We start from the raw sequence: 26,367 nt of genomic DNA, 5'->3' as shown, positions 1-26,367 counted from the left end.
ATCATGCTATCTTCATTTGAAATAACACCGCCTCCACTTCACAACAAAATTGCATTTGCATGGTTAACACCACCCCATTTTCATTAGGTTGAATGTTGCTTTGTATTTCACAAGGCTCGCTTTCTACCGCTCTCGCCTGTTGCGTGAAATAAGCTAAGGTTTGTTCTGCTGCTTGTTGATTAGTAAAATCTTGTGAAATTTTCACCGCACTTTCTGTACCATCAAAAAAGCCGTTGGCTTTTGTTTTTGAACCACAGCGACTGGTTTGTTCAATTCGTTGGGTTAAATTGTTCGACATTGTTTTTCCTCTTTATATTCACAAACATTAATCGTTTCAGCTAAGTTTATCACTAATGATTTACGCTGTAATGCGTTTTCTGACGACTGGTCGGAACAGCTACGTTATGGGCAAAAAAGATTGAACTATCTTGTTGAGTTAATTAGAATTCGACTAATTTTTACAGAAATGTTAACTATTTACTAGGAAAATCCATGAAAAATCTTTTTACTAAAACCTTATTATCCTCTGCTTTATTGGCCGCTACAGGCGCAGCCAATGCCGCAGCATTCCAATTAGCGGAAATTTCAACCTCTGGTTTAGGCCGTGCTTATGCGGGTGAAGCGGCGATTGCGGATAACGCGGGTGTGGTAGCCACCAACCCAGCATTAATGAGTTTATTTAAACGCACTGAACTCTCTTTAGGTGCAATTTATGTGGATCCAAATATTGATATTGAGGGTACTACATTATATGGCACAGGTGCCGATACTAATGCGAACGCAAAAGACATTGCGAAAGGTGCGCTCGTGCCTAACATTTATTTTGTTGCCCCGATCAACGATAAATTTGCAATCGGTGGGGGATTAAATGTGAACTATGGTTTAGCAACAGAATATGATGATAACTATTCTGCTGGCTTTATCGCAGGAAAAACCGATTTAACTGCCTTAAACTTTAATTTAAGCGGTTCTTATAAAGTATTAGATAGTTTAACCTTAGGTTTAGGTGTCAATGCCGTTTATGCAGATGCCATCATTGAGCGTCGTTTAGGCTCATTAACCGCTGCACCTTATCTTGTTGCGGCCCAAACCAATGCAGCCTACGCCACAGCCGCTGCACAAGGGGGCGATTACGCTGCGGCAGCAGGCTACAAATCGGCAGCACAGCAAGCCATTGCATCCGCCCAAACAGCTGCAGCCAATCCATCTTCTGCTACCTTACGTAAAATCGAAGGTGATAAATGGGGATTTGGTTGGAATGCCGGTTTAATGTGGCAAGTCACTGAAAATAGCCGTTTTGGTTTAGCTTACCATTCTAAAATCGATATTGATTTTACCGGTGAATATAGCGATGGTGGCGAAGCATTAAGAATTACACCAGATTACACGTTATCTCAAGGTAATCAATCAGGTTCATTAACTTTACCATTGCCAGCGTACTGGGAATTATCAGGTTTCCATCAAGTGACGGATAAATTTGCTTTCCACTATAGCTGGAAATACACTGAATGGTCTAAATTTAAAGAATTACGTGCGGTAGGTTCTTCTGGTAACGAATTATTCCAAAAAACCGAAAAATATCGTGATAGTTCTCGTTTAGCCTTGGGTGCCACCTATAACGCAACTGACGCATTAACTGTACGTGCGGGTATTGCCTATGATGAAACCGCGGCAAATGAACATCATTCTATCTCAATTCCAGATACTAACCGTGTATGGTACAGCCTAGGAGCAACCTATCGTTTTACCCCGGATCTTTCTGTTGATGTTGGTTTTGCTCACTTACGTGGTTCAAACAATAGCTTTAAAGAAGAACTTATCACTTCTGCTGGTAAAATCGTGACTGATGTGAAAGTAAAAGCCACTGCCAACCTTTACGGCTTAAACGTAAACTATCGTTTCTAATTGATCACAAATTAGCATATAATCGGGCGTAATTTTTACGCCCTTTTTTATTGAATCACCATGATCGACTATTGCTATTATGCTTCTCCCATTGGTAAGCTATTAATCTTAGCGGAAAATCATCAGCTCACTCATTTAGACTTTGAGCTTGAACAAATTGCCCCCAATCCACGTTGGCAATATCAACCTGATTTAGCGATTTTTCAACAAATTTGCACCGCACTTGACCGCTATTTTCAAGGCGAACCGGAAACCTTTGCGGATATTCCCTTTGCGCCACAAGGCACGCCATTTCAGCAACGGATTTGGCAAGCGTTACGTCAAGTTCCCTATGGTCAAACCTTAAGCTATGCGGAACTCGCACAACAAATCAATCAGCCTAAAGCGGTACGTGCCGTGGGCGGGGCTGTGGGGCGTAATCCGATTAGCATTATTATTCCTTGTCACCGAATCCTAGGCAAAAATCGCCAACTCACGGGGTTTGGTGGCGGTTTACCGACAAAACGTTATCTCTTAGATTTAGAACAGATCCCTTATGTGAATAAGGGCGTGGAATATGTGAAACAAAAATTATTGAAAAAATACACCGCACTTTGATATGAAAAAAATCAGCTCCCCACTCACCGAACAAGCCCTATTGCAACGTGCCAATGCCATTGCCGGCTTAACCTTTGCCGAATTGGCAGAGGAATTGGGCATAAGCGTGCCTGCAGATTTAAAACGGGATAAAGGTTGGGTTGGTCAGCTAATTGAAACCGCTTTAGGGGCCAAAGCTGGCAGTAAGCCCGAGCAAGATTTCGCACATTTGGGCATTGAGTTAAAAACCATTCCCATTAATGCACAAGGCTATCCGTTAGAAACCACTTTTGTTAGCCTTGCGCCGTTAGTACAAAATTCTGGTGTGGACTGGCAACATTCACATGTAAAACATAAACTCAGTAAAGTGTTATGGATTCCTGTGCAAGGCGAACGGTCTATTCCACTGGCCGAGCGTTATATTGGTCAGCCGATTCTATGGCAACCGAACCCACAACAAGAACAACGACTTCGACAAGATTGGGAAGAATTAATGGAATATATTGTTCTTGGTCAAGTCGAACAGATTAATGCCACCTTGGGTGAAGTGTTGCAGCTACGACCCAAAGGCGCCAATAGCCGAGCGCTCACAAAAGGCATTGGCAAACATGGCGAACTGATCGACACTTTGCCGTTAGGCTTTTATTTACGCAAAGCCTTTACTGCAGAAATTCTGCAGAATTTCTTACAAGCCAGATAAAAAAATGCCCTGTTATTCCACAGGGCATTGCTGTCGATTTCAGCTTAATTAACTGACTTTTTTCATGGCTTCCGCAATAAATTCTGCCTCTAAACCGAGAATCACTTGCAGACCATTTTCACCCAATTTAACCACACCTTTCGAACCTAGCGCTTTAAGTTGGTTTTCATTGATTTTTGTCATATCTTGCACGGTTAAACGTAATCGGGTGGTGCAATAATCAATATTGCTGAGATTTTCTTTACCCCCAAGGGCTTGCACGAACAATACGGCTTGTTGGTCATGATTCGCATGTTGATCCCCTGTTGTCACCACGTTTTCTGCCACCTCATCCTCTTCACGACCCGGCGTTTTGAGGTTAAACATTTTAATCACGGCACGGAATAACACATAGTAAATACCAGCAAAAACCAAACCTTGCACGATTAACATATACCAGTTCACCGCCAACGGATTGCGTGAAGAAAGCACCATATCCACTAACCCCGCACTGAAACCAAAACCGGCAATCCAGTGCATGCTAGCCGCGATATAGACCGACACGGCAGTTAATAAGGCATGCACCACATAAAGCACAGGCGCCACAAACATAAAGGCAAATTCAAGGGGTTCTGTGATACCGGTGAAGAAAGAAGCCAAAGCCGCCGCAAACATAATGGAGGCAATTTGTGCTTTTTTGGCCGGTTTAGCGCTGTGATAAATGGCCAAGGCAGCAGCAGGCAAACCGAACATCATCACAGGGAAGAAACCGGCTTGATACATCCCCGTTACCCCGACAACCGCTTTGCCGTCGGCTAAGGATTGTGCGCCACCTAAGAAATTCGGAATATCATTAATACCGGCCACATCAAACCAGAACACGGAATTTAACGCATGGTGTAAGCCCACAGGAATGAGCAAACGGTTAAAGAACGCATAAATACCCGCACCCGTTGCACCCATATCTTTAATGGATTCCCCGAAAGACACTAAACCACCGAAAATCACTGGCCAGACGTAAAGTAGCACAAAGGCCACCAGAATCATCACCAATGACACCACAATCGGCACTAAGCGTTTACCGCTAAAGAATGCCAAGGCTTTCGGCAATTCGACGGTGTGGAAACGATTATACAATTCCGCCGAAATGACCCCGACTAAAATCCCAATAAATTGGTTATTGATTTTATTAAAGGCGGCTGGCACTTGATCCGCTGGAATACCCTGTAATTGGGCCACCGCACCTGGGGAAAGCAAGGTCGTTACCACTAAGTAACCGACTAATCCTGACAATGCCGCTGAACCGTGTTTATCTTTTGACATACCAAAGGCCACACCAATGGCAAAGAGGAACGGCATTTGATCGATAATGGCGCCGCCCGATTTAATCAACAATGCCGCCAGTTGACTATTGCCGCCCCAACCATCAGGGTCAAGCCAATACCCCACGCCCATTAACAATGCTGCAGCTGGCAATGCCGCCACTGGCACCATTAAGGCACGTCCGATTTTTTGTAAATAATTGAGAGTACTCATAATAATCTCCTTAATATTTGAAGTTTTAATTTATTCCCTTACAGCAAAAGAAATTTTACTCCAAATTTTATTAAAAAAATGTGATCTCTGTCATATTTTTAAAAAAAGTTGGGCTATTTTTACAAAAAATTTACAAAAAAAGTGCGGTCAAAAATTGAAATATTTTTAACCGCACGCTCTTATCTTTAACAAAAAAGCGAAATACCCTAATCTCGGAAATTATTAAACTGGAACGGTTGTCCTAGCTCGGCCCCTTTGACTAATTGAATGGCAGATTGTAAATCATCACGAGATTTTCCGGTAACACGCACTTGTTCGCCCTGAATTTGGGTTTGTACTTTGATTTTGCTGTCTTTAATTAATTTCACCAGTTTCTTCGCCATGTCGGTTTCGATACCTTGTTTTAATTTAATCTCTTTGGAATACAATTTGCCGTGGTGTTCGCTTTCCGTTGGCACATCTAACGAAGTACTGTCAATATCTCGTTTCACGCAAGAACCGATAAGAATTTCTAACAACTGTTCCAGTTGGAAATCCGATTCTGAGGTAATTTTGATACTTTCGTTTTTTTCATTCAGTTCAATAACGGCCTCCACGCCACGGAAATCATAGCGTGAGCTTAATACACGGTTGGCATTTTCCACCGCATTACGCACTTCGTGCATAGTGAGTTCAGATACAATATCAAATGATGGCATTTTTTATTCTCCTATTGATTTAAATTAGCAATATGATCGTTGGCACTGAGTAAACACAGTAACCCTGTTAAATCCGCAAAGTTTACCACAACTTGCGCCTGTTGTTGTACTTTTGGTTTGGCATGAAATGCGGCGCCAAGATCCGCAACGCTCATCATGGCAAGATCGTTGGCACCATCACCAATGGCCACGGTATTTTGCGGATCAATCTGAAATTGTTGGGTTAATTGTTGTAACACATTGGCTTTATATTGGGCATGCACAATATCGCCTTTAACCTTGCCAGTCAGCACGCCATCCACAATCTCAAATTGATTCGAGACCGCATAATCTAAACCGAGCAAGTCTTTTAAATAATCCGCAAAATAAGTAAAGCCACCAGAGGCAATCGCTGTTTTCCAGCCCTGTTTTTGTAATTCAGTGAGGGTGGTTTTTAACCCCTCCATTAAGGGTAAATGGCGGCGAACTTCGCTTAAAATGCTTTCTTTGGTGCCTTTTAAGGTACCTACTCGACGGCGTAAACTTTGTTCAAAATCCAATTCACCTCGCATGGCGGCCGCCGTAATGGCAGAGACTTCTTCCCCCGTGCCGGCCAGTTTGGCAATTTCATCAATACATTCAATTTTAATCGCCGTGCTATCCATATCCATCACCAACAAGCCCGCTTGGCTTAATTTAGCATGAAAGTTGATCACCGCTGCGTCTAGTTGTAATTCATGGGCATAAGCAATAAATTCAGGCTTAAATTCGCCTTGAATTAACAGCACGCTATTGCCGGCGATTTCCCAACCGTCAAAAATCTGAAAATTTTCACCGCACTTTTGTTGCCATGCCAGTAATTTTTCATGGCGTAAATCAGGGCTAAATAAAATAGAATAACCGCTTTTTTCTGCCACCGGTTGATCGCTTAAAAGTGCGGTGGGAAAAGGCGACAATTTTTCAAGAACTGTTTGCATAAGAAATCCTGTTAATTTTTTATTGGAATGTTACAATCATACAATATTCTACATTATTTTGGGTAAATAACTTGCAAATCGTTAAACAGAAACTGGTCAAATCAAGTTTACTCTTGCTAATTGTTGGCTTGTGCCTCGGCGTGGTGGGGGTGATTTTATTTGGCGTGAAACAATTTCAAATCGGCTCACAATTAGCCAGTGTTAATCAAGTGGCCAATTTGTCGCATTTATTGGTTCGCCAACAAACCAACTTCTTTTCCATGCTGTTAGTCAATAATGCGAATACAGACAAATTAAGTGAAAATTTGGATAATCTCACCAAAGAAAATTTTGTCCTTGATGCCTCATTATACGCCACCAATGGCGCATTATTGGCGCAAAGTAACCATGGCCCAACCTTCACCGACAAATCGAATGATGACAAACTCACCCAACAAATCGTGGAACCCATTTATTCCGCCAATGGCTTAGAGGGCTTTTTACGGGTGACCTTTGATGCGAAATACAGACAAACCACGCAAAGCAAAATTAACCAGATTTTTCACCAATTATATGGCGAATTATTGATTATTTTCTTAGCCGGCGTGATTCTCGCTAGCTCCGTACATTATTTTTTAGGTCATTTTCGCCGTGTTAAACGCCTTGAACATTCTGCCGTGACGTTGCCTGTAAAAGCAACCAAAAGCAAGGCAAGCCAGAATTTCCACCGTCGTCGCAGAAGAATTTAATTCTTAATTATATTGTGATGATCAATACAATATATTATTAGCTTATCAATATTTAGCGATTAATTTCAGAATTTGTGATCTACTTCACATTAATTTCTCTTTTGACGTTTTATAATGTTACTCAGATGTTAAGAAAATATGACATCCTTATTTAAACTATTTGTCAGTAACATTCCGTTCAGGAGGAAATTATGATTATTGGTTGTCCAAAAGAAGTCAAAGTACAAGAATACCGTGTGGGCTTAACCCCCGCCAACGTACAAGCCTATGTAGAGGCGGGTCATACGGTTTACATTGAACATAATGCGGGGGCTGAAATTGGTTTTAGCGACGCAGATTATCAAGCTGCCGGTGCCACATTAACGGATAAAGCCACGCTCTTTGCCAAAAGTGAGATGATCATTAAGGTGAAAGAGCCGATTGAAAGTGAATTCCACTATTTCCGTGAAAATCAAATTCTTTATACCTATCTTCACCTTGCCGCAGATCGTCCGCTAACAGAAATGTTACTTGCGAAAAAAATTCAAGCCATTGCCTATGAAACCATTAAAACCCCAACCGGTTTGCCTTGTTTGGCGCCAATGAGTTCCATTGCAGGCCGTTTAGCCACCTTAGAATCCGCCAAATATAGCCAAAAAACCTTTGGCGGAAAAGGGATTTTATTAAGCGGTACGGCGGGTACGCCAAAAGCCAAAGTGGTGATCCTCGGTGGCGGCGTGGTGGGCTTAAATGCTGCTCAAATTGCCGTGGGCATTGGTGCAGATGTGACCATTTTAGATATAAATGCGGCGCGTTTAGCCTATATTGATCAAATTTTTTCCATGAAAATTAAAACATTGACCAGTTCTCGTGGTAATATTCTTAGTTTATTGCCAGAGGCAGACGTGGTAATTGGTGCGGTGTTAATTCCGGGGGCAAAAACACCGCACTTATTAACCCGTGACGATCTGAAATTAATGAAAAAAGGTTCTGTGTTAGTCGACGTTGCGATTGACCAAGGCGGTTGTTTTGAAACATCCAAAGCCACCACCCACGTTGATCCGATTTATGAAGTAGATGGCGTGATCCATTATTGCGTGGCCAATATGCCAGGTTGCGTCGCACGCACCTCTACGCTCGGTTTAACGGATTCCACCTTACAATACGGTTTAGAAATTGCCAAACTCGGTGTTGCGAAAGCCTGTCTTGCCGATCCCGCCTTGTTACAAGGCCTTAATACTTACGGCGGTCACTGTACTTTCAAAGGGGTGACGGATGCGTTAGATTTAGACTATGTGGATCCAAAAACAGCTTTAACCCATTAATTTTTAATTACATTTTAACCGCACTTTCCGCTATGTTTATCACATCGTGGAAAGTGTGCTTTATCTAGGAAAGAGGAATCTTATGTCGGTAAATGGAACAGAAAAACGTCAAACATGGTCAAGTCGTTTAACCTATGTGCTAACGGTGGCGGGCGCTACTGTGGGCTTTGGAGCGACTTGGCGTTTCCCGTATTTAGTCGGGGAAAACGGCGGTGGTGCTTATGTCTTGTTGTTTTGCATTGCCATGATTGTCATTGGTATTCCCATGATTTTAGTGGAAAATGTGATTGGTCGCCGCATGCACAAAAATGCGGTGGATGCGTTTAGTGGCACTGCGAATGGTAAACCCATTCATGCGGGTTGGAAAATCTTAGGCTATATGGGATTATTAGGCTCCTTTGGTATTTTGGCCTATTACATGGTATTAGGCGGTTGGGTACTCACTTACATTGGGAGCATTATTAACGGTTCCTTGGATTTATCCTCGCCTGTGACACCAGACACTACAGCACAATTTTTCACCACCTACATTCACAACAGCCCGTTGACCATTTTAGGTTATACCGCCCTGTTTGTGTTGGCGAACTATATCATTCTAGCCAAAGGGATTATGGACGGGATTGAACGTTCGGTGAAATATTTAATGCCCATCCTGTTTATTTTCTTGTTGGTCATGATTGTACGCAACATCACCTTGCCGGGCGCCGGACAAGGGATTGAATTCTATTTGGTGCCTGATTTTTCCAAAATCACCAAAGAATTATTTGTGTTTGTGTTAGGGCAAGTTTTCTTTGCCTTAAGCCTTGGTTTTGGTGTGCTAATTACCTTATCCAGCTACTTAGATAAAAAAGAAAATCTGGTCAAAACCGCCTCGATTACGGCAGTAATGAATACGCTGATTGCGTTAGCAGCGGGCTTTATGATTTTCCCCTCATTATTCACCTTTAACGTAGCGCCAAACTCAGGCCCAACCTTGGTATTCCAAAGTTTGCCAATCGTCTTTTCCCACATGTGGAGCGGTTCCATCTTTGCGGTGATTTTCTTTGGCTTATTAATCATTGCGGCATTAACCACCTCATTAACTATTTATGAAGTGCTAATCACCGCATTACAAGAAAAAACCCGCTTAGGCCGCAAAATATCCATTGCGTTAGTATTAGGCGGGACATTCTTATTGGGCAATGTTCCCTCTGTGTTAGGCGATAATGAATGGAACAATGTCACCATTATCGGACGCAGTATTTTTGACGCTTTCGATTATATCAGTGGCAATATTCTGTTTATTTTAACCGCACTTGGCTGTGCTTTATTTGTGGGTTTTGTGTTAAAAGACGAAGCCAAACAAGAGTTAAATGCCGGCGAAAAACTCACCACGATTTGGTTTAACTATGTGAAATATGTCATTCCAATTTTGATTTTGGTGATTTTTGTGTATTCCTTATAATCTCTGTTACGTGCTTTTCATCAAAGCACGTAAAAAATCACATAAAAAAACCGCACTTTTTAAAAGTGCGGTTTATTTTTCATTAATTTTTAAATCAACAATTACGCTAATTTTTTAATTTGAGCTGCTAATTTAGATTTGTGGTTAGCTGCTTTGTTAGCGTGAATTAAGCCTTTAGATGCCATACGATCTACGACTTTTTGCATCTCAACGAAAGCGGCTTCTGAAGCTGCTTTATCGCCAGTTGCTACTGCTGCATAAGTTTTTTTGATGTAAGTACGCATCATTGAGCGTTGACTTGCATTGTGTTGACGGCGTTTTTCAGATTGAACCGCACGTTTTTTTGCTGACTTGATATTAGCCAAGGTCAAACTCCTAAGAATTTCTGTTAATTAATCAATATTGCTCTTTCATTCAACATTAGAATGAGCTGTCTGTAAATTTGTTGTTTTCGGTGAGACACAACCGAATCTTGGCACCGTTTTTCGGTTGCTATAAGCCGTTAAGCAACGCTTTAAACAATGTAGGGCAAGATTTTATCAGTTTTTTTTGTTTTAATATAGCATTAATATGAAATTTCTATAAAATTAAGCTAATTTTTTCCGATTTCTACATTGAGAACACCTATTTTGAGTAAACGACTTTTAAAATCAGGCATTATCGTCAGCAGCATGACATTACTTTCACGGATACTCGGTTTAGTGCGAGATGTGGTGATTGCCAATATTATCGGGGCAGGAGCTGCCGCCGACGTGTTTTTATTTGCTAACCGTATTCCGAATTTTTTACGCCGTTTGTTCGCAGAAGGGGCGTTTTCGCAAGCCTTTGTGCCAGTGTTAGCGGAATATCAAAAATCAGGCGACATCAACAAAACTCGTGAATTTATTGCCAAAGTGTCGGGAACCTTAGGCGGTTTAGTGACTCTTGTTACTGTATTCGCTATGATTGCTTCGCCGATTGTCGCCGCCATTTTCGGGACAGGTTGGTTTGTGGATTGGCTTAACGATGGACCCAATGCGGAAAAATTTAGCCAAGCGTCATTATTGCTTAAAATTACTTTCCCTTATTTATGGTTTATTACGTTTGTGGCGTTATCAGGGGCGATTTTAAACACCATTGGCAAATTCGGCGTGATGTCTTTCTCGCCTGTATTGCTGAATATTGCCATGATTTGCACCGCACTTTTATTAGCGCCACATTTAGATAGCCCTGATCTTGCGTTGGCAATCGGTATTTTTGTCGGTGGTTTGCTACAATTTCTGTTTCAAATTCCCTTTTTGCGTCAAGCTGGCTTATTAGTTAAACCTCAATGGGCGTGGAATGATGTGGGTGTGAAAAAAATCCGTACCCTGATGATTCCTGCGTTATTCGGCGTTTCCGTCAGTCAAATTAATTTATTGCTTGATACCTTTATTGCCAGTTTTTTAATGACAGGATCGATTAGCTGGCTGTATTATTCCGACCGTTTACTGGAATTTCCGCTCGGTTTATTTGGCATTGCGATTTCTACCGTGATTTTGCCCACATTAGCTCGTCATCATGTGAATCGTAGTGATGATGCACAAAAAAGTGCGGTGGATTTTCGTCAAACTATGGATTGGGGCGTTCGTATGATTTTATTACTCGGCGTACCAGCCATGATCGGTATTACGGTATTAGCAGAACCCATGTTACTCACGTTATTTATGCGTGGGCAATTTTTGCTCAATGACGTGCAAGCCGCTGCCCTTTCATTGTGGGGATTTAATGCTGGTTTATTGAGTTTTATGCTAATCAAAATTCTGGCGAACGGTTACTACGCCAGACAAGACACCAAAACGCCGGTGAAAATTGGGATTATTGCCATGGTCAGTAATATGGGCTTTAATCTATTGGCTATTCCGTTTAGTTATGTGGGTTTAGCCATTGCGTCTGCCATGTCAGCTACGCTCAATGCTTATTTGCTTTATCGTGGTTTAGCCCAAGCCGATGTGTATCATTTTTCGAAAAAAAGTGCGGTATTTTTTAGCAAAGTTTTGCTTTCTGCCGTGGTAATGGGATCGTTGGTGTGGTATTTTAGTCCTAATTTAATGGAGTGGAATGCTATGAGCTTGTTTATGCGTATTCACTGGTTGATTTGGTTAATTGCCGTGGCAGCGGTGAGCTATTTTGCTATGTTAATGTTGTTTGGTGTGCGACAACGGGATATTTTGGTGAGAAATTAAGTTTTGACCCTCCCCCTAACCCTCTCCCAAAGGGAGAGGGGACTGGAACTGACATAGATTAATTAACACCCAAAATCGTTCCCTCTCCCTTTGGGAGAGGGCTAGGGTGAGGGTTCGAGGATTTAAGAAACATAATGATTTATTTACTATTAGCTGCCCTTATTTGGGGAAGTTCATTTATTGCAGGAAAATACAGTTATGACATGTTTGACCCTGCCATTACCGTGCAATTACGTTTAGCCATTGCCGCCATTTTTTCTTTGCCTGCGTTTTTTCCTGCTTATCGCAAAATTCCAAGCCATTTAGTCAAAAAAATGTGGCTAATTGCATGTTTGGTGTTTCCAACGGTATTTATGTTGCAATTTATCGGGCTGTCTTTCACCTCCGCCGCCAGTGCCGTCACAATGCTCGGAGCAGAACCCTTAATTACCGTGCTAGTTGGCGTATTATTCTTCAAACAACGGCTTAAATTAATTGATATTATTTTCGGCGTCATTGCCTTTATTGGAGTGGCTTTAGTGGTATTGGGATCAGAAGAACAGGGCGACGTCAGTTTATTAGGCTGTTTAATGGTGTTATCCGGTGGGTTTATTTTTGCGTTCTGTTTATATATGAGCAAAAGCGTAATGAGAGAACTTAAACCCGTTGAATTTACCAATATTTTAATCGTACTCGGTACGGTGACTTGTTTGCCAATGACGCTATTATTCACCCAAAACTGGCAAATCACCCCAAGTATTGAGGGTATTTGGGGAATTCTCTATTTATCTATCGGTTGCACATGGTTAGCCTATATTTTATGGAATAAAGGCTTACAAGATGTCAGTGCCAATATTTCCGCTATTTTCAGTGCCTTAGAACCTGTGTTTGGGGTTTTTCTTGCTTTGCTGATTTTAGGCGAACATCTTTCTTTGGTCACAGCAGTCGGTGTCGCTTTGGTTATTTTCTCCGCCATGGGATCCACGCTATTACCTGTTTGGTTTAGAAAATGGACAAGTCCGAAGTTACAATGAGCAAATGGGATATGTATAGAAAATAGCACTTTTCTATACATATTAAAAAAACATGTATAGAAAAGTGCTATTTTCTATATATATCGATTAATAAAAGAACAATTATTGACTAAAAAAGAGATAAACCATGCAATTTCTTCCCTTTCCAAATATAGAGCAACTTGAAACAAAGGCAGTATTAAAAAAAGCCATGTTAGCAAATCGTGCTTTGGCAGAGTTAAAAGGGGTGGTAGGGACAATTCCCAATGAAGCGATTTTAATTAATACCCTTGCACTACAAGAAGCTAAAAATAGTTCTGCTATTGAAAATATAGTGACAACACATGATGAATTATTTAAAGCCGAATTATCTGATGAACACTTTGTTAGTCTTGCCACAAAAGAAGTACAAAACTACAATCAGGCTTTAAAGGCAGCTTTTGAACATGTCCGCACACAAAGGATTATTTTATTACGGGATATTTTAGCCATTCAAGAAATTTTAGAGCAAAACAAAGCGGGCTTAAGACGATTACCAGGAACATCACTAAAAAACAACCTCGGTGAGATTATTTATACGCCTCCACAACATGCTGATGATGTACAAAATCTTATGAGTAACCTCGTTGAGTTTATTAATAACAATGCGCTTAGTGACCTTGATCCACTGGTTAAAATGGCAATTATTCATCATCAATTTGAAAGTATTCACCCATTTTATGATGGCAACGGTAGAACAGGGAGAATTTTAAATATTCTCTATCTGGTTGCACAAGATTTATTAGATCTTCCTGTACTGTATTTAAGCCACTATCTTATTAAAAATAAACAAGATTATTATCGTTATATACAAGAAGTACGTGATACTGGTAATTGGGAGAATTGGTTAATTTATATGCTAGACGGCGTTACTCAAACGGCTCAATCTAGTATCATATTAGTGAATGAAATTAAAAAATTAATGCAACATTATAAGCATAAAATCCGTACCGAGTTACCCAAAATCTATCAACAAGAATTACTCAATAATTTATTCAATCACCCCTATACCAAAATTGAATTTATTATGAATGAGTTAAATGTTTCTCGGCTCACTGCCACAAGTTACCTTAATGAATTAGTGAATATTGGTGTACTTGAAAAAGAAAAAATAGGACGGAGTAACTACTATATCAATCGCCCATTATTTGAGTTATTTTTAAATCGGGATTAGCGTCCATGAATATGTATAGAAAAGTGCATTTTTCTATACATATTCTTCAATCTCACCAGAAGAAATGCTTACCAACAACCCCAACACTTCATAATGACTAGTATGTGGAAACATATCAAATAGCTGAATTTTGCGAAGTTGGTAATGACTTAATTCGGCTAAATCTTTTCCCATACTCACCGCATTACAGCTGGAATATAAAATAAATGGCGGTTGCATTTGATTGAGAAATTGGGCTAACGGCTTGCCAATACCTCGTCTTGGGGGATTGATGATCACTAAATCAGGCTTTTCTTGTTGATCCTTTAAGGCAAAATTAGCGGCATCTAAGGATTGAAAATTGACATTTTTTAGACCGCACTTTTCCGCTGATTTTTTCGCCGCTTGAATGGCAGACGGTGAAATTTCAATACCAGTTAATTCAACATGCGGATTTTTCTCGCTAAGTGCTTTCGCACAATGTAAACCAAATCCGCCTACGCCACAAAACAAATCCCACAGCGAATTAACGGGGAAATCTTTTATCCACTGTTGAGCTGTCGCATAAAGGTTTTCTGCCACGGTTGGATTGGTTTGGAAAAAACCTTGTGGACGGATAAATAGCGGAATGTGGTTAAATTGCTCTTCTAACACTTGCTGTTCAGTAAGGAAAATTTCTTTTTCGCCCTCTAAAATCGCCGCATGCTGGGGTTGAATATTCGCGGTAATTACCTTTAACTGCGGTAATTTTGCTTGTAATTTCGCTAATTCTCGTTGAATTAACCCAATCTTGTTTTCAGATCGTAATACAAAACGCAACATCAATTCGCCGTTATAACGGCTTTCCGTGAGTAAAATAAATTTCAGTTCGCCTTTTTGTTTTGCTATGTTGTATGGCACTAACCCTGCACGTCCAATAAAGTCTTTGAGAATAGGGAAAACATCAGCGAAATGTGGGGGATAAAGTTCACAATCGGTTAAATCCACTGCTTGATTTTGCTCGTTGATAATACCTAAAATCGGGCGTTCCACCGCTCCCGACACCACCATTTTGGCTTTGTTGCGAAAAGCCGTCAATGGAGACGGAAAAGGATCAAACCACTGTAATTGCGATTGATCCAAGTGGGTGATTTGTTGTTTTAAATGAGCCTGCTTATCGACTAATTGCAACGGATAGGCTTTTTCTATCCATTGGCAAGATTGACACTGCAGGGTTTGATAATGTTGACAATTTATCATTAGGCGTTACGTGCTAACCACAGCTGTTGAACGGCCGTTAAGTCTTTATGATTTTTTAACCAACGTTCGCTTTTCATCAGTTCATTCCATGAAAAAGAACGGCGTTTAAACAAGGAACGTAAACGTCGTTGACGTTGCTCAAAGTGCGGTGCATTTTCTTGCAATTTTAAGTTATCCAACACTTGCACCACGCCATCAGGTTCGTTACATAACAAGAGTAAATCACAACCGGCTCGCAAGGCTTTTTCGCTACGCTCTACAAAATCGCCCATAAATCCGGCCCCTTTCATGCCAAGATCATCAGAGAAAATGGCGCCGTTAAAGCCGAATTGTTGGCGAAGAATAGTTTGTAACCAGTAACTTGACCCACTGGCTGGTTGGTCATCACATTGCGTATAGATCACATGAGCAGGCATAATCGCATCAAGCAAATTGTTGGCAATCAACTGTTGAAACGGCTGAATATCTTGCTCAAAAATCACCGCACTTGGACGCTCATCATAAGGCGTTTCTAAATGACTGTCGGCTATCACATGACCATGCCCTGGGAAATGTTTGCCTGTGGTCGCCATGCCTGCTTGTTTCATGCCTTGAATAAAGGCGGTGGCAAGACGAATGGTAGGTTCAATCTCGCAGTGAAAACTACGATCGCCAATGGCTTTACATTGATGACCCAAATCCAACACTGGAGCAAAACTGAGATCAATATCCAAAGCCGTCATTTCAGCGGCCATTTGCCAACCGCTTTCTAAGGCCAGATGTTGTTGGGTTTCCTGATTGAAACCGATTTCCGCAAAAGACTGCATAGCAGGCAGTTGGGTAAAACCGTCACGAAAACGTTGTACTCGACCGCCCTCTTGATCCACGGTGATCAATAAGGGCTTTTTCACTCGTTGCCGAACCGCTTTAATCAGGGCTTGAATTTGTTCCAGGTCGTAAAAATTGCGACTGAATAGAATTAAGCCTGCGACGAGGGGATGTGCTAATTTTTCGATTTCTTCTTGCTCGAGTTGTTGACCTTTAAGATCGATTAATAGGGTTGACATAATTTGCCTTATTCGTATGTGTAGGGGCGTATTGCATACGCCCTTAGTATTAACCTTTGAGTGAGATAGGGCGTATGCAATACGCCACTACGATAGTTTTGCGATAGTTTATTGTTTCAACTGCAAATACAACCGATAATTCACACTTTCCGGTGTTGGCTTACTCAAATGAATGGCTTGCTGTTGTTCAGATGCAAGCAATAAAGTTGCCCGATATTGATCTTGTTGTAAGCTCACCGGTTGCGTCACGCCATTTTGGTCGTACCAAAAAACATCATATTGCACATTAATCTGTTGGCTTGATTTATTTTTAACCCAAGCGGACTGTGCCGTCACACTGGCTTCAATCAGCGGATGGAGTTCCGCTGCAATATTTAAAATCGGCTTGTGCGTATAGGTTAACGACGGCACGGAGCTACATGCTGCCAGAAAAAGTGCGGTGCAAATAAGGAGAATTTTTTTCATATTATTTCGCCAACATTCTGCCTAAAGGTTCACCACCGACAAGGTGCATATGCAGATGAAACACTTCTTGTCCGCCGTGTTTATTGCAGTTCACAATCAAGCGGTAGCCGTCTTCTGCAATGCCCTCTTGTTGTGCGAGTTTAGCCGCCACAGTAAATAAACGGCCGAGCGTCTGTTCGTCTGCTGCGGTCACATCATTCACCGTGGGAATAATCTTATTTGGAATGATTAAAATATGGGTGTTGGCTTGCGGTGAAATATCACGAAATGCGGTCACCAAGTCATCTTGATACACTATATCGGCGGGAATTTCTTTACGGATAATGTTACTGAAAATGGTTTCTTGTGGCATGGCCTTGTCCTTTATAAAAATTGGAAAAATCTTACCGCACTTTTTAGCAGAAATTGAAAGAAATTGCAATTTTTAAGGGCATTTGTTAATGCCTTGTTACGGGTCTGTTATGCTTTTTGATCTAAAACAAGTTTTCTGCGGAGTTTGATGAAATTTCTTTGCTTTTGGGGCGAGTTTATCCGTATAATTAACAAAATTTGTAAATTTTCAAAAAATGTTTAGCTTATACGTCGCATAGCAAGAGACGTAGCATAGCAATATAAAAATTAAAAATGATGAAATCTGAAGAAAACAGCTCAACAGTTATGGCAAGCCCAACGCAAATGGCACAAATTGGTGAAGATGCAGGGGCCTATAAAGCCAGTAAAAATCAATTCTACTCTTTTCTATCGGCCATTTCTGCTGGGGCGTTTATTGCGTTGGCATTCGTTTTTTATACCACCACACAAACAGGCAGTGCCGGTGCTGCTTGGGGATTAACCAAATTAGTGGGCGGTTTAGTGTTTTCCGTGGGCGTGATTATGGTGGTGGTTTGTGGCTCAGAATTATTTACTTCCTCCACCATGACATTGGTCGCCCGTGTCGGGGGGCGGATTAACACCGCACAAATGCTACGTAACTGGGTGGTGGTGTATTTAGGCAATTTTGTTGGGGCGATTTTTATTGTCAGTTTAATCTGGTTTGGTGGTCAGTTAATGGCTGCAAACGGTCAATGGGGCTTAACCATTTTGCAAACCGCTCAACATAAAATTCATCACACTTGGAGCGAGGCGTTTTGCTTAGGTATCTTGTGTAACATTATGGTGTGCATTGCGATTTGGATGAGTTATGCCGGTAAAACCTTAACCGATAAAGCCTTTATTATGATTTTACCGATTGGCTTATTCGTGGCCTCGGGCTTTGAGCATAGCGTGGCCAATATGTTTATGATTCCGTTAGGTATTTTAACCGCACAGGGATCTTCGCCAGAATTTTGGCAATTAATTAATGTGGATCCGGCACGTTTTGCGGATTTAGATGTCTATCATTTTATCGTCAAAAATTTAATTCCCGTTACCTTAGGTAACATTGTGGGTGGTGGGGTTTGTATTGCGTTAATGCAATGGTTTACGAACCGACCGCACGCACATTAGGTTAGTCGTAAAAGCAAGTTCGCTTGTTTTTATATCGTGAAAAGTTTATTAATTAAAGAGGGGAAGTATCCAAATGACTCAATTAACAGAAACTCAACAACAAGCATGGCAAGGTTTCACTGCGGGTGATTGGCAAACTGAAGTCAACGTACGTGATTTTATCCAAAAAAACTATACGCCGTATGAAGGTGACGAATCTTTCTTAGCGGAAGTGACCCCTGCCACGGCGACCCTTTGGGCCGATGTAATGGAAAAAATCAAAGTGGAAAATGCCACGCACGAGCCGTATGATATCGACTGTGACACACCGTCCACCATTACTTCACACAAACCAGGTTATATTGACCAAAAATTAGAAAAAATCGTGGGTTTACAAACTGATGCACCTTTAAAACGTGCGATTATCCCTTACGGTGGGATTAAAATGGTGAAAGGTTCATGCCAAGTTTATCGCCGTGAATTAAACCCTGAAGTTGAACATATCTTTACGGAATACCGTAAAACCCACAACCAAGGGGTATTTGATGTTTACACACCAGATATTCTACGTTGCCGTAAATCAGGCGTGATTACGGGTTTACCAGATGCCTATGGTCGTGGTCGTATTATCGGTGACTATCGCCGTGTTGCCTTGTACGGTATTGATTTCTTAATGAAAGACAAATTTAAACAATTTGCCTCATTACAACCACGTTTAGAAGCAGGCGAAGATATTCAAGCAACGATTCAATTACGTGAAGAAATTGCTGAACAACATCGTGCCTTAGGCAAAATCAAAGAAATGGCAGCAAGTTATGGTTTTGATATTTCAAATCCAGCGACCAACGCACAAGAAGCTGTACAATGGACTTACTTCGCCTATTTAGCGGCGGTTAAATCGCAAAACGGTGCGGCAATGTCATTCGGTCGTGTCTCTTCATTCTTAGATATTTATATCGAACGTGATTTGCAAGCAGGTAAAATTACTGAACAAGAAGCACAAGAATTAATCGACCACTTAGTGATGAAATTGCGTATGGTGCGTTTCTTACGTACGCCAGAATACGATCAATTATTCTCTGGCGACCCAATGTGGGCAACTGAAACCTTAGCGGGTATGGGCTTAGACGGTCGTACCTTAGTAACAAAAAACAGCTTCCGTATTTTACACACTCTTTACACCATGGGACCGTCACCAGAACCAAACTTAACTATTCTTTGGTCTGAACAGTTACCAGAAGGCTTCAAACGCTATTGTGCCAAAGTGTCTATTGATACTTCTTCTGTGCAATACGAAAACGATGACTTAATGCGTCCTGACTTCAACAATGACGACTATGCGATTGCGTGCTGTGTATCACCAATGGTGGTGGGTAAACAAATGCAATTCTTTGGTGCGCGTGCAAACTTGGCGAAAACCATGCTTTATGCGATCAACGGTGGTATTGATGAAAAATCAGGTATGCAAGTCGGTCCTAAATCTACGCCGATTACGTCAGAATACTTAAACTTTGATGAAGTCATGGAACGTACCGATCACTTTATGGATTGGTTAGCGACTCAATATGTGACTGCATTAAATATCATTCACTTTATGCACGATAAATATGCGTATGAAGCCTCATTAATGGCATTACATGATCGTGATGTTTATCGTACCATGGCGTGCGGTATTGCTGGACTTTCTGTGGCTGCGGACTCTTTATCTGCGATTAAATATGCCAAAGTTAAACCAATTCGTGGCGATATTAAAGATAAAGACGGTAACGTGGTCGCAAGCAATGTGGCTATCGACTTTGAAATCGAAGGTGAATATCCACAATTCGGTAACAACGACAGTCGTGTAGATGATCTTGCGGTGGATTTAGTTGAACGTTTTATGAAGAAAATCCAAACCCATAAAACCTACCGTAATGCCGTACCAACACAATCTGTGTTAACCATTACTTCTAACGTGGTGTATGGTAAGAAAACCGGTAACACTCCAGACGGTCGCCGTTCAGGTGCGCCATTCGGACCGGGTGCAAACCCAATGCACGGACGTGACCAAAAAGGTGCGGTAGCCTCATTAACTTCTGTGGCGAAATTACCATTCGCTTATGCGAAAGATGGTATTTCCTATACTTTCTCTATCGTACCAAATGCGTTAGGTAAAGATTATGAGGCACAAAAACGTAACTTAGCGGGCTTAATGGACGGTTATTTCCACCACGAGGCTGAAGTGGAAGGCGGTCAGCACTTGAATGTGAACGTATTAAATCGTGAAACATTGCTAGATGCGGTTGAACACCCTGAAAAATACCCACAATTAACCATTCGTGTGTCAGGTTATGCGGTACGTTTCAACTCATTAACGCGTGAACAACAACAAGATGTGATTACTCGTACCTTTACGGAAGCGATGTAATTAGCAAAAAGCCCTGCACTTGCGTGTAGGGTTAAGCTACGGAGTAGCGACCACATATTTAGCCTAGTACGCCAGTGCTAGGCTTTTTTTGTATTTATGCGTATAATAAAACACAGAATCTAAAAAAATAAACCTAATTAACTATGCAACTTATTCGTAGCCTGAACCATTTTTCGACAAACTTTCCCCCTTGTGCCTTAACCATCGGCAATTTTGACGGCATTCATTTAGGACACCAAAAAATCTTAAGCCATTTAAAAGAAAAAGCGCAGGCATTAAATTTACCGACAGCGGTGATGATTTTTGAACCCCAACCGAGAGAATATTTTCAAGGCGAAAAAGCCCCTGCCAGATTAATGCGATTGCGAGATAAGTTACATTACTTTCAACAAGCCAACATAGATTATGTTATCTGTGTTAAATTTGACCGCACTTTTGCCGAACAAACTGCACAAGATTTTATTAGCGAATTATTAGTCAATAAACTCAACGTAAAATTCTTAAGCATTGGAGATGATTTCCACTTTGGACAAGCCCGACAAGGCAATTTTGCATTACTGCAACAATCCGGTCAGCAATATGGATTTGAAGTGGAAAATAACCGCACTTTTTGCTTAGATCAATTACGTATTAGCAGTACTGCCATTCGCCAAGCACTGGCAGAAGATCGACTGGTTGATGCTGAAAAATTATTGGGTCGCCCTTATCGAATTTGGGGCAAAGTGATTCATGGCAAAAAATTAGGGCGTACGCTTGGTTTCCCGACCGCCAATATTCATTTACATCGCCAAGTCAATCCCATTAAAGGTGTCTATGCCGTACGTGCAGAATTAAAAAATGGGCAAATTGTACAAGGTGTTGCGAATGTCGGACAACGACCCACCATTAATGGCACAATACAATTATTAGAAGTACATCTGTTTGATTTTAATCAGAATTTATATGGACAAAATATTCAAATTGAATTTTGCTATAAATTACGCAATGAAATAAAATTTGCTAGCCTTGAGGCGTTAAAACAGCAAATTCAACAAGATAAAGAAATTGCGAGAGCTTATTTTTCTGCCAAATAAACCCTATATAAAAAGTGCGAGAAAACACAAAAATTTTCACCGCACTTTTACGCTAAATATTAGCCAAATTAATAATAAGAATGCTCACCACGTTGGTGTTCGGTCACATCTTTTGCCCCTTTTAATTCATTCGGGAACATGTCGACTAATTGTTTTTCCACACCGTCTTTTAAGGTGACATCCACCATAGAACAACCATTACAGCCACCACCAAATTGTAAAATGGCATAGCCATCATCAGTCAGTTCAACTAAGGTAATACGCCCACCATGGCTAGCTAATTGTGGGTTAATTTGGGTCTGAATCACATAATCCACACGTTCGATTAGCGGTGCGTCATCTGATACCTTACGCATTTTGGCATTCGGTGCTTTTAAAGTTAATTGAGCCCCCAATTCTTCAGTCACATAGTCAATTTCCGCATCTTCCAAAAATGGCAAACTCACTTCATCTACAAAAGCAGAAAATGTGTCATATTGCATTTCGGTATCGGTTTCTTCCACCGCATTGGTCGGACAATAAGACACGCCACATTCCGCACTCGGTGTACCGGGGTTCACTACGAAAATACGAATATTGGTACCCTCTTCTTGTTGATCTAATAATTTACGAAAATGTGCCTGTGCAGCGGCTGAAATACTAATTTGTTGCATGTTTTTCCTTGCGTTTCTTTAATCTTACTTATTTAGTCGGGAATGATACGCTGAGATCGGCTTTTATGCAAATTTTATGTGCGAGCAAGCCCCCAAACTTGAATATGTTGTATCCCCATTTTGCGTAATTGTTTCGCTATTTCATTCATGGTTGAACCGGTGGTAATCACATCATCAAGAAGACAAACTGAACGATAATTGCATTTTTTTATCTTCTTTTGCACAATAAACGCATTTTTTAGATTATTACGCCGAGCTTTGGCGGTTAAACCACGCTGGCTAGGGGTATGTTTAGTGCGGAATAACAAATCTTCTCGCATAGGAATGTTTAACCAACGAGCCAACCATTTCGCCAATAATGCAGCTTGATTATAACCACGTCGCCAATGGCGAACATGATGCAGTGGCACCGGTAAAATCACATCTGGTAACGTTAACCCATGGGTTCGTCTGGCCTGTCGTACCGCCAAATACAACAAACGTGCCAAACTGCGATCTAACCAAAATTGCCCTTGGAATTTAAAACGGTGAATCAGCGTCGATAAGGGTTCCGCATAGCGTCCGATAATCACCATTTGTTGCCATGCCGGTTCCTGCTGTAAACATTTACCACAATGTAATTCATCACGGATTAATTCCGCCCCACAGCAACCGCAATAGGCAAAACGGCGAATCTCCGCATTACAACGGCTACATAACCCATGGGATCCTATGGCCAATTTTTGCTGACATTGCACACAACTCAAGCCAAACCAGTTCATTTTATCTTTTATCATTTAAGTGAATTTGTGATACTCTTACCGAAAAACCGAATGAACGCAATCATTGCTTGTTCAATTTGGAATCAAGATCACAAAATCAGGAGAATTATCATGGCTGATCCGCACATTAAATCCCCAATGGACGTTTTAGATAAACTGACCGTCTGTCTTTATCGTAGCGGTTTTGTTTTCGCCGCAATTTTTACCGCACTTTTACCCTATTATGAATTTGCGCAAATTGGCCTGTTAGCCGCAGCATTACTTTGTGCCTCATCCTTGCATATTTATCTCAAATCATTCCGTCTGTTATTACAATTTTCCACATGGTTAGCCTTATTTTTCCAAATTATCGGCCAAACAGAATTAGCTCTGGGTGCAGCCTTGGTGACCTTGGGCGGACTTTGCTTTAAAGAATATTTTTGTTTCCGTATTTTTGCCTTGAACCTGATGCCGATTTTTGTGGCCTTATTATGGGTCACCAAAGTCATGCAAATCACCTTAGGATTACAAATTTTATGCGTAATTTGCACCGCACTTTTTACGGTGTTAGCCATTCAAAAATGGCGTATGCCGTTGCATTTTGATATTGGGGATAAAGGGAAATATCAAATTTAGCCGGATTGCACCCTTTTTTCGGCCTTTTCATCTGGCAATCTGCAGATGAAAAGGCTATTATTATGACCTCTTTGATTAACATAACGTCGCACTTTACCCTATGCAGAAACTGAACATTATTTTCGCCGGCACACCCGATTTTGCCGCCCAACATTTACAAGCCCTATTAAATTCGCAACACAATGTGATTGCGGTGTACACGCAACCGGACAAGCCCGCTGGCCGAGGCAAGAAACTCCAAGCCAGTCCGGTCAAACAGCTGGCCGAGCAATATCAATTACCCATTTATCAACCAAAATCCCTGCGTCAAGCGGAGGCGCAAGCCGAATTAGCCAATCTCAAGGCGGATGTGATGGTAGTGGTGGCTTATGGTTTAATTTTACCCTTAGCGGTATTACAAGCGCCTAAGTTTGGTTGTTTAAACGTGCATGGTTCAATCTTGCCTCGTTGGCGTGGTGCCGCACCCATTCAACGGGCCATTTGGGCGGGCGATAAACAAACGGGTGTCACCATTATGCAAATGGACGTAGGGCTAGACACCGGTGATATGTTGCACAAAGTCTATTGTGATATTGCGCCTAATGAAACCGCCGCAACGCTCTATCATAAATTGGCAGAATTGGCGCCTCCCGCCTTGATTGAGGTGTTGGATAATTTAACTACGGAGAAATTCTCCCCAGAAAAACAACAAGATAGCCAAAGTAATTATGCAGAAAAACTGAGCAAAGAAGAGGCGCAATTAAATTGGACCTTGTCAGCGGAACAGTTAGAACGCAATATTCGTGCCTTTAATCCGGCCCCCATGGCGTTTCTCACACTCTCCTATCAGGGGCAAGAAGAACGTATTAAAATTCATCAAGCGACCTGTTTGCCACATCAGGATAAAACAGCGGGCAGCATTATTGCGGTGGATAAATATGGCATTCAAATCGCCACCGCCCAAGGCGTGCTCAATATTACCCAGTTACAGCCTGCGGGCAAAAAACCCATGTGGGTACAAGATTTTCTCAATGGGCGTGCCGATTGGTTTAAGGTAGGGGATGTGTTATGACCGACACAAAAAAACCGACCAAAAACACCGCACTTTCGCACCCCATGGAAGTCAGAGCCCCCGCCGCACAAATGATGTTACAAGTGCTGGATCAAGGCAAATCCCTCTCTGCGCTCATGCCAGAAAAACAAGGCCAAGTAAAAGCACAGGATTTGCCCCTATTACAAGAAATCTGCTTTGGTATTTGTCGTGTTTTGCCTCGTCTGGAATGGATTATTCGCTTGCTCGTGGATAAACCGCTAAAAGGCAAAACACGGATCGTCCATTGTTTATTATTGGTCGGCTTGTATCAGTTACTTTACACCCGCATTCCGCCCCATGCCGCCATTAATGAAGTAGTAAATGCCACCAAAGCATTGAAATCCGAGGGTTTTCGTGGCCTGATTAATGGCGTATTACGCCGTTTCTTACGTGAACAAGACAACCTATTGGCCGTGGTGGATAAACATTGGCAAACCTATCACCCTGAATGGTTCGTCAATAAACTGAAAAAGGCCTATCCAAACTGGCGGGACATTATCGAGGCAAATAACCAAAAACCGCCAATGTGGATTCGGGTGAATGCACAACATTGTTCAGCGCAAGATTACCACCAACAATTATTCACCAAAACAGATTTAACCAGTTTTACCGACAGCAATCCTTATGCGTTACGTTTAGCCAACCCTACCGCCGTACAAAATTTACCCCATTTTGCCGAGGGATGGCTAACCGTGCAAGATGTCCATGCACAATGGTCTGCTCTTCTCTTAGGAGGACAAAATGGCGAACTGATTTTAGATGCTTGTGCCGCCCCGGGGGGGAAAACCACGCATATTTTAGAATTGGCGCCACAAGCCAAGGTGGTGGCGTTGGATGTAGAACAAAGCCGCTTAAAACGGGTGGAAGAAAATCTGGCACGGTTACATCAAAAAGCCCTCGTTATTTGCGGTGATGCAAGCCAACCTAAACAATGGTTACCAACCGTGGCAAAAGCGATTATTGGCAAACAAAGTGCGGTGCAATTTGATCGTATTTTATTAGATGCGCCCTGTTCTGCGACTGGTGTGATCCGACGCCACCCTGATATCAAATGGTTACGTCAAGAAAGCGATATTACCCCATTAGTCCAATTACAACGGCAAATTCTCACCGCACTTTGGGCCACCTTAAAGCCCAATGGCGTGTTACTCTATGCGACTTGTTCGGTGTTGCCTGAAGAAAATGCGCAACAAATTGCCCGTTTTCTGGCGGAAAATAACAATGCGAAATTAGAAGATTTGCCCTTTGAACAGCAAAATATCGGCGTCCAGTTTTTTCCCTCAGAACAAGGGGGGGATGGGTTCTATTATGCGAAATTAAGAAAAGTGGCGCGGTAAGAAAAAACAAAAAAACGCGAT

Annotated in this window: 26 protein-coding genes; 15 read left to right on the top strand and 11 right to left on the bottom strand. The window is 41.5% G+C overall.

Annotated elements, in window-relative coordinates; translation table 11 throughout:
• Position 1: 1 nt before the first annotated feature.
• A complete protein-coding gene (locus tag ACTG7X_RS08805; protein WP_439258107.1) occupies positions 2-298 on the bottom strand; it encodes a YfcZ/YiiS family protein in 297 nt (98 codons plus the stop codon).
• Positions 299-492: 194 nt separating this feature from the next.
• Here ACTG7X_RS08805 and ACTG7X_RS08800 point away from each other — a divergent pair, with 194 nt between their 5' ends.
• Genes ACTG7X_RS08800 through mutH form a run of 3 tightly spaced genes read left to right on the top strand, consistent with a single transcriptional unit; the run spans position 493 to position 3,181 of the window.
• Positions 493-1,905 carry an outer membrane protein transport protein gene (locus tag ACTG7X_RS08800; protein WP_439258106.1) on the top strand — a complete coding sequence of 471 codons (1,413 nt, stop codon included), beginning with the start codon at positions 493-495 and terminating at the stop codon, positions 1,903-1,905.
• A 54-nt stretch (positions 1,906-1,959) separates the two neighbouring features.
• Positions 1,960-2,502: a methylated-DNA--[protein]-cysteine S-methyltransferase gene (locus ACTG7X_RS08795; protein ID WP_439258144.1), complete on the top strand. Its 543-nt coding sequence runs from the start codon at positions 1,960-1,962 to the stop codon at positions 2,500-2,502.
• 1 nt (position 2,503) lies between these two features.
• Positions 2,504-3,181: a DNA mismatch repair endonuclease MutH gene (gene mutH, locus ACTG7X_RS08790; protein ID WP_439258105.1), complete on the top strand. Its 678-nt coding sequence runs from the start codon at positions 2,504-2,506 to the stop codon at positions 3,179-3,181.
• Positions 3,182-3,229: 48 nt separating this feature from the next.
• On the opposite strand, the gene nagE is transcribed toward mutH, so the two are convergent.
• The 3 genes from nagE to serB form a co-directional block, all read right to left on the bottom strand.
• On the bottom strand, positions 3,230-4,696 hold the full coding sequence (gene nagE / locus ACTG7X_RS08785; RefSeq protein ID WP_439258104.1) for an N-acetylglucosamine-specific PTS transporter subunit IIBC: 1,467 nt from the start codon (positions 4,694-4,696) through the stop codon (positions 3,230-3,232).
• Between the two features lie 206 nt (positions 4,697-4,902).
• A complete protein-coding gene (locus ACTG7X_RS08780; protein WP_439258103.1) occupies positions 4,903-5,394 on the bottom strand; it encodes a YajQ family cyclic di-GMP-binding protein in 492 nt (163 codons plus the stop codon).
• A gap of 11 nt (positions 5,395-5,405) precedes the next feature.
• The gene (serB, locus tag ACTG7X_RS08775; protein ID WP_439258102.1) at positions 5,406-6,350 is read right to left on the bottom strand and encodes a phosphoserine phosphatase; all 945 of its coding nucleotides are present in this window, start codon (positions 6,348-6,350) and stop codon (positions 5,406-5,408) included.
• A gap of 71 nt (positions 6,351-6,421) precedes the next feature.
• Between serB and ACTG7X_RS08770 the strand changes: the two genes are divergently transcribed.
• From ACTG7X_RS08770 to ACTG7X_RS08760, 3 genes are all read left to right on the top strand, one after another.
• Entirely contained in the window at positions 6,422-7,078 is a 657-nt protein-coding gene (locus ACTG7X_RS08770; RefSeq protein WP_439258101.1) for a YtjB family periplasmic protein, read from the top strand.
• Positions 7,079-7,269: 191 nt separating this feature from the next.
• A complete protein-coding gene (ald, locus tag ACTG7X_RS08765) occupies positions 7,270-8,382 on the top strand; it encodes an alanine dehydrogenase (protein WP_439239791.1) in 1,113 nt (370 codons plus the stop codon).
• Between the two features lie 82 nt (positions 8,383-8,464).
• Positions 8,465-9,826 carry a sodium-dependent transporter gene (locus ACTG7X_RS08760; RefSeq protein ID WP_439258100.1) on the top strand — a complete coding sequence of 454 codons (1,362 nt, stop codon included), beginning with the start codon at positions 8,465-8,467 and terminating at the stop codon, positions 9,824-9,826.
• 101 nt (positions 9,827-9,927) lie between these two features.
• Here ACTG7X_RS08760 and rpsT read toward each other — a convergent pair whose 3' ends face one another.
• A complete protein-coding gene (gene rpsT, locus ACTG7X_RS08755) occupies positions 9,928-10,191 on the bottom strand; it encodes a 30S ribosomal protein S20 (protein ID WP_386689482.1) in 264 nt (87 codons plus the stop codon).
• Between the two features lie 264 nt (positions 10,192-10,455).
• Here rpsT and murJ point away from each other — a divergent pair, with 264 nt between their 5' ends.
• From murJ to ACTG7X_RS08740, 3 genes are all read left to right on the top strand, one after another.
• Positions 10,456-12,030, top strand: a complete 1,575-nt coding sequence (gene murJ / locus ACTG7X_RS08750) for a murein biosynthesis integral membrane protein MurJ (protein WP_439258099.1) — start codon at positions 10,456-10,458, stop codon at positions 12,028-12,030.
• Positions 12,031-12,164: 134 nt separating this feature from the next.
• The gene (locus ACTG7X_RS08745; protein ID WP_439258098.1) at positions 12,165-13,043 is read left to right on the top strand and encodes a DMT family transporter; all 879 of its coding nucleotides are present in this window, start codon (positions 12,165-12,167) and stop codon (positions 13,041-13,043) included.
• A 127-nt stretch (positions 13,044-13,170) separates the two neighbouring features.
• Positions 13,171-14,235, top strand: a complete 1,065-nt coding sequence (locus ACTG7X_RS08740; RefSeq protein ID WP_439258097.1) for a Fic family protein — start codon at positions 13,171-13,173, stop codon at positions 14,233-14,235.
• A gap of 33 nt (positions 14,236-14,268) precedes the next feature.
• On the opposite strand, the gene rlmC is transcribed toward ACTG7X_RS08740, so the two are convergent.
• The 4 genes from rlmC to hinT all read right to left on the bottom strand — a co-directional run bounded on the left by rlmC (position 14,269) and on the right by hinT (position 17,316).
• Positions 14,269-15,453: a 23S rRNA (uracil(747)-C(5))-methyltransferase RlmC gene (rlmC, locus tag ACTG7X_RS08735; RefSeq protein ID WP_439258096.1), complete on the bottom strand. Its 1,185-nt coding sequence runs from the start codon at positions 15,451-15,453 to the stop codon at positions 14,269-14,271.
• Positions 15,453-16,499: a beta-N-acetylhexosaminidase gene (gene nagZ, locus ACTG7X_RS08730; RefSeq protein ID WP_439258095.1), complete on the bottom strand. Its 1,047-nt coding sequence runs from the start codon at positions 16,497-16,499 to the stop codon at positions 15,453-15,455. Before nagZ ends, rlmC begins: the two co-directional genes overlap by 1 nt.
• A gap of 108 nt (positions 16,500-16,607) precedes the next feature.
• Complete coding sequence (locus tag ACTG7X_RS08725) at positions 16,608-16,964, bottom strand: YcfL family protein (protein WP_439258094.1); 357 nt, start codon at positions 16,962-16,964, stop codon at positions 16,608-16,610.
• Position 16,965: 1 nt separating this feature from the next.
• Positions 16,966-17,316, bottom strand: coding sequence for a purine nucleoside phosphoramidase (hinT, locus tag ACTG7X_RS08720; RefSeq protein WP_439258093.1), 351 nt, complete (start codon positions 17,314-17,316; stop codon positions 16,966-16,968).
• 275 nt (positions 17,317-17,591) lie between these two features.
• Here hinT and focA point away from each other — a divergent pair, with 275 nt between their 5' ends.
• From focA to ribF, 3 genes are all read left to right on the top strand, one after another.
• Positions 17,592-18,449, top strand: coding sequence for a formate transporter FocA (gene focA, locus ACTG7X_RS08715; protein ID WP_439258143.1), 858 nt, complete (start codon positions 17,592-17,594; stop codon positions 18,447-18,449).
• 73 nt (positions 18,450-18,522) lie between these two features.
• On the top strand, positions 18,523-20,835 hold the full coding sequence (pflB, locus tag ACTG7X_RS08710) for a formate C-acetyltransferase (protein WP_439258092.1): 2,313 nt from the start codon (positions 18,523-18,525) through the stop codon (positions 20,833-20,835).
• A 143-nt stretch (positions 20,836-20,978) separates the two neighbouring features.
• Positions 20,979-21,908 carry a bifunctional riboflavin kinase/FAD synthetase gene (gene ribF, locus ACTG7X_RS08705; protein WP_439258091.1) on the top strand — a complete coding sequence of 310 codons (930 nt, stop codon included), beginning with the start codon at positions 20,979-20,981 and terminating at the stop codon, positions 21,906-21,908.
• A 68-nt stretch (positions 21,909-21,976) separates the two neighbouring features.
• Here ribF and nfuA read toward each other — a convergent pair whose 3' ends face one another.
• Together nfuA and ACTG7X_RS08695 are read right to left on the bottom strand one after the other, a co-directional pair.
• The gene (nfuA, locus tag ACTG7X_RS08700) at positions 21,977-22,561 is read right to left on the bottom strand and encodes a Fe-S biogenesis protein NfuA (protein WP_439258090.1); all 585 of its coding nucleotides are present in this window, start codon (positions 22,559-22,561) and stop codon (positions 21,977-21,979) included.
• Between the two features lie 74 nt (positions 22,562-22,635).
• Entirely contained in the window at positions 22,636-23,322 is a 687-nt protein-coding gene (locus ACTG7X_RS08695) for an amidophosphoribosyltransferase (RefSeq protein WP_439258089.1), read from the bottom strand.
• Positions 23,323-23,433: 111 nt separating this feature from the next.
• On the opposite strand from ACTG7X_RS08695, the gene ACTG7X_RS08690 reads away from it, so the two are divergent.
• The 3 genes from ACTG7X_RS08690 to rsmB all read left to right on the top strand — a co-directional run bounded on the left by ACTG7X_RS08690 (position 23,434) and on the right by rsmB (position 26,346).
• Positions 23,434-23,937, top strand: coding sequence for a DUF2301 domain-containing membrane protein (locus tag ACTG7X_RS08690; RefSeq protein ID WP_439258088.1), 504 nt, complete (start codon positions 23,434-23,436; stop codon positions 23,935-23,937).
• Between the two features lie 100 nt (positions 23,938-24,037).
• Positions 24,038-24,988 carry a methionyl-tRNA formyltransferase gene (fmt, locus tag ACTG7X_RS08685; RefSeq protein WP_439258087.1) on the top strand — a complete coding sequence of 317 codons (951 nt, stop codon included), beginning with the start codon at positions 24,038-24,040 and terminating at the stop codon, positions 24,986-24,988.
• The gene (rsmB, locus tag ACTG7X_RS08680) at positions 24,985-26,346 is read left to right on the top strand and encodes a 16S rRNA (cytosine(967)-C(5))-methyltransferase RsmB (protein ID WP_439258086.1); all 1,362 of its coding nucleotides are present in this window, start codon (positions 24,985-24,987) and stop codon (positions 26,344-26,346) included. The genes fmt and rsmB overlap by 4 nt, the downstream gene beginning before the upstream one ends.
• The last annotated feature ends 21 nt before the right edge of the window (positions 26,347-26,367 follow it).

Origin of the sequence: Lonepinella sp. BR2271, from assembly GCF_051851515.1 — a bacterium.
GTDB lineage: Bacteria > Pseudomonadota > Gammaproteobacteria > Enterobacterales > Pasteurellaceae > Lonepinella.
The sequence above is the reverse complement of the archived record's forward strand: the minus strand, read 5'-3'. Positions and strand labels throughout refer to the sequence as shown.

Coding starts and splice junctions, on each gene's coding strand:
- ACTG7X_RS08805 (WP_439258107.1), bottom strand. CDS start 298: ATGTCGAACAATTTAACCCAACGAATTGAACAAACCAGTCGCTGTGGT.
- ACTG7X_RS08800 (WP_439258106.1), top strand. CDS start 493: ATGAAAAATCTTTTTACTAAAACCTTATTATCCTCTGCTTTATTGGCC.
- mutH (WP_439258105.1), top strand. CDS start 2,504: ATGAAAAAAATCAGCTCCCCACTCACCGAACAAGCCCTATTGCAACGT.
- nagE (WP_439258104.1), bottom strand. CDS start 4,696: ATGAGTACTCTCAATTATTTACAAAAAATCGGACGTGCCTTAATGGTG.
- ACTG7X_RS08780 (WP_439258103.1), bottom strand. CDS start 5,394: ATGCCATCATTTGATATTGTATCTGAACTCACTATGCACGAAGTGCGT.
- serB (WP_439258102.1), bottom strand. CDS start 6,350: ATGCAAACAGTTCTTGAAAAATTGTCGCCTTTTCCCACCGCACTTTTA.
- ald (WP_439239791.1), top strand. CDS start 7,270: ATGATTATTGGTTGTCCAAAAGAAGTCAAAGTACAAGAATACCGTGTG.
- ACTG7X_RS08760 (WP_439258100.1), top strand. CDS start 8,465: ATGTCGGTAAATGGAACAGAAAAACGTCAAACATGGTCAAGTCGTTTA.
- ACTG7X_RS08745 (WP_439258098.1), top strand. CDS start 12,165: ATGATTTATTTACTATTAGCTGCCCTTATTTGGGGAAGTTCATTTATT.
- ACTG7X_RS08740 (WP_439258097.1), top strand. CDS start 13,171: ATGCAATTTCTTCCCTTTCCAAATATAGAGCAACTTGAAACAAAGGCA.
- rlmC (WP_439258096.1), bottom strand. CDS start 15,453: ATGATAAATTGTCAACATTATCAAACCCTGCAGTGTCAATCTTGCCAA.
- nagZ (WP_439258095.1), bottom strand. CDS start 16,499: ATGTCAACCCTATTAATCGATCTTAAAGGTCAACAACTCGAGCAAGAA.
- ACTG7X_RS08725 (WP_439258094.1), bottom strand. CDS start 16,964: ATGAAAAAAATTCTCCTTATTTGCACCGCACTTTTTCTGGCAGCATGT.
- hinT (WP_439258093.1), bottom strand. CDS start 17,316: ATGCCACAAGAAACCATTTTCAGTAACATTATCCGTAAAGAAATTCCC.
- focA (WP_439258143.1), top strand. CDS start 17,592: ATGAAATCTGAAGAAAACAGCTCAACAGTTATGGCAAGCCCAACGCAA.
- pflB (WP_439258092.1), top strand. CDS start 18,523: ATGACTCAATTAACAGAAACTCAACAACAAGCATGGCAAGGTTTCACT.
- ribF (WP_439258091.1), top strand. CDS start 20,979: ATGCAACTTATTCGTAGCCTGAACCATTTTTCGACAAACTTTCCCCCT.
- nfuA (WP_439258090.1), bottom strand. CDS start 22,561: ATGCAACAAATTAGTATTTCAGCCGCTGCACAGGCACATTTTCGTAAA.
- ACTG7X_RS08695 (WP_439258089.1), bottom strand. CDS start 23,322: ATGAACTGGTTTGGCTTGAGTTGTGTGCAATGTCAGCAAAAATTGGCC.
- ACTG7X_RS08690 (WP_439258088.1), top strand. CDS start 23,434: ATGGCTGATCCGCACATTAAATCCCCAATGGACGTTTTAGATAAACTG.
- fmt (WP_439258087.1), top strand. CDS start 24,038: ATGCAGAAACTGAACATTATTTTCGCCGGCACACCCGATTTTGCCGCC.
- rsmB (WP_439258086.1), top strand. CDS start 24,985: ATGACCGACACAAAAAAACCGACCAAAAACACCGCACTTTCGCACCCC.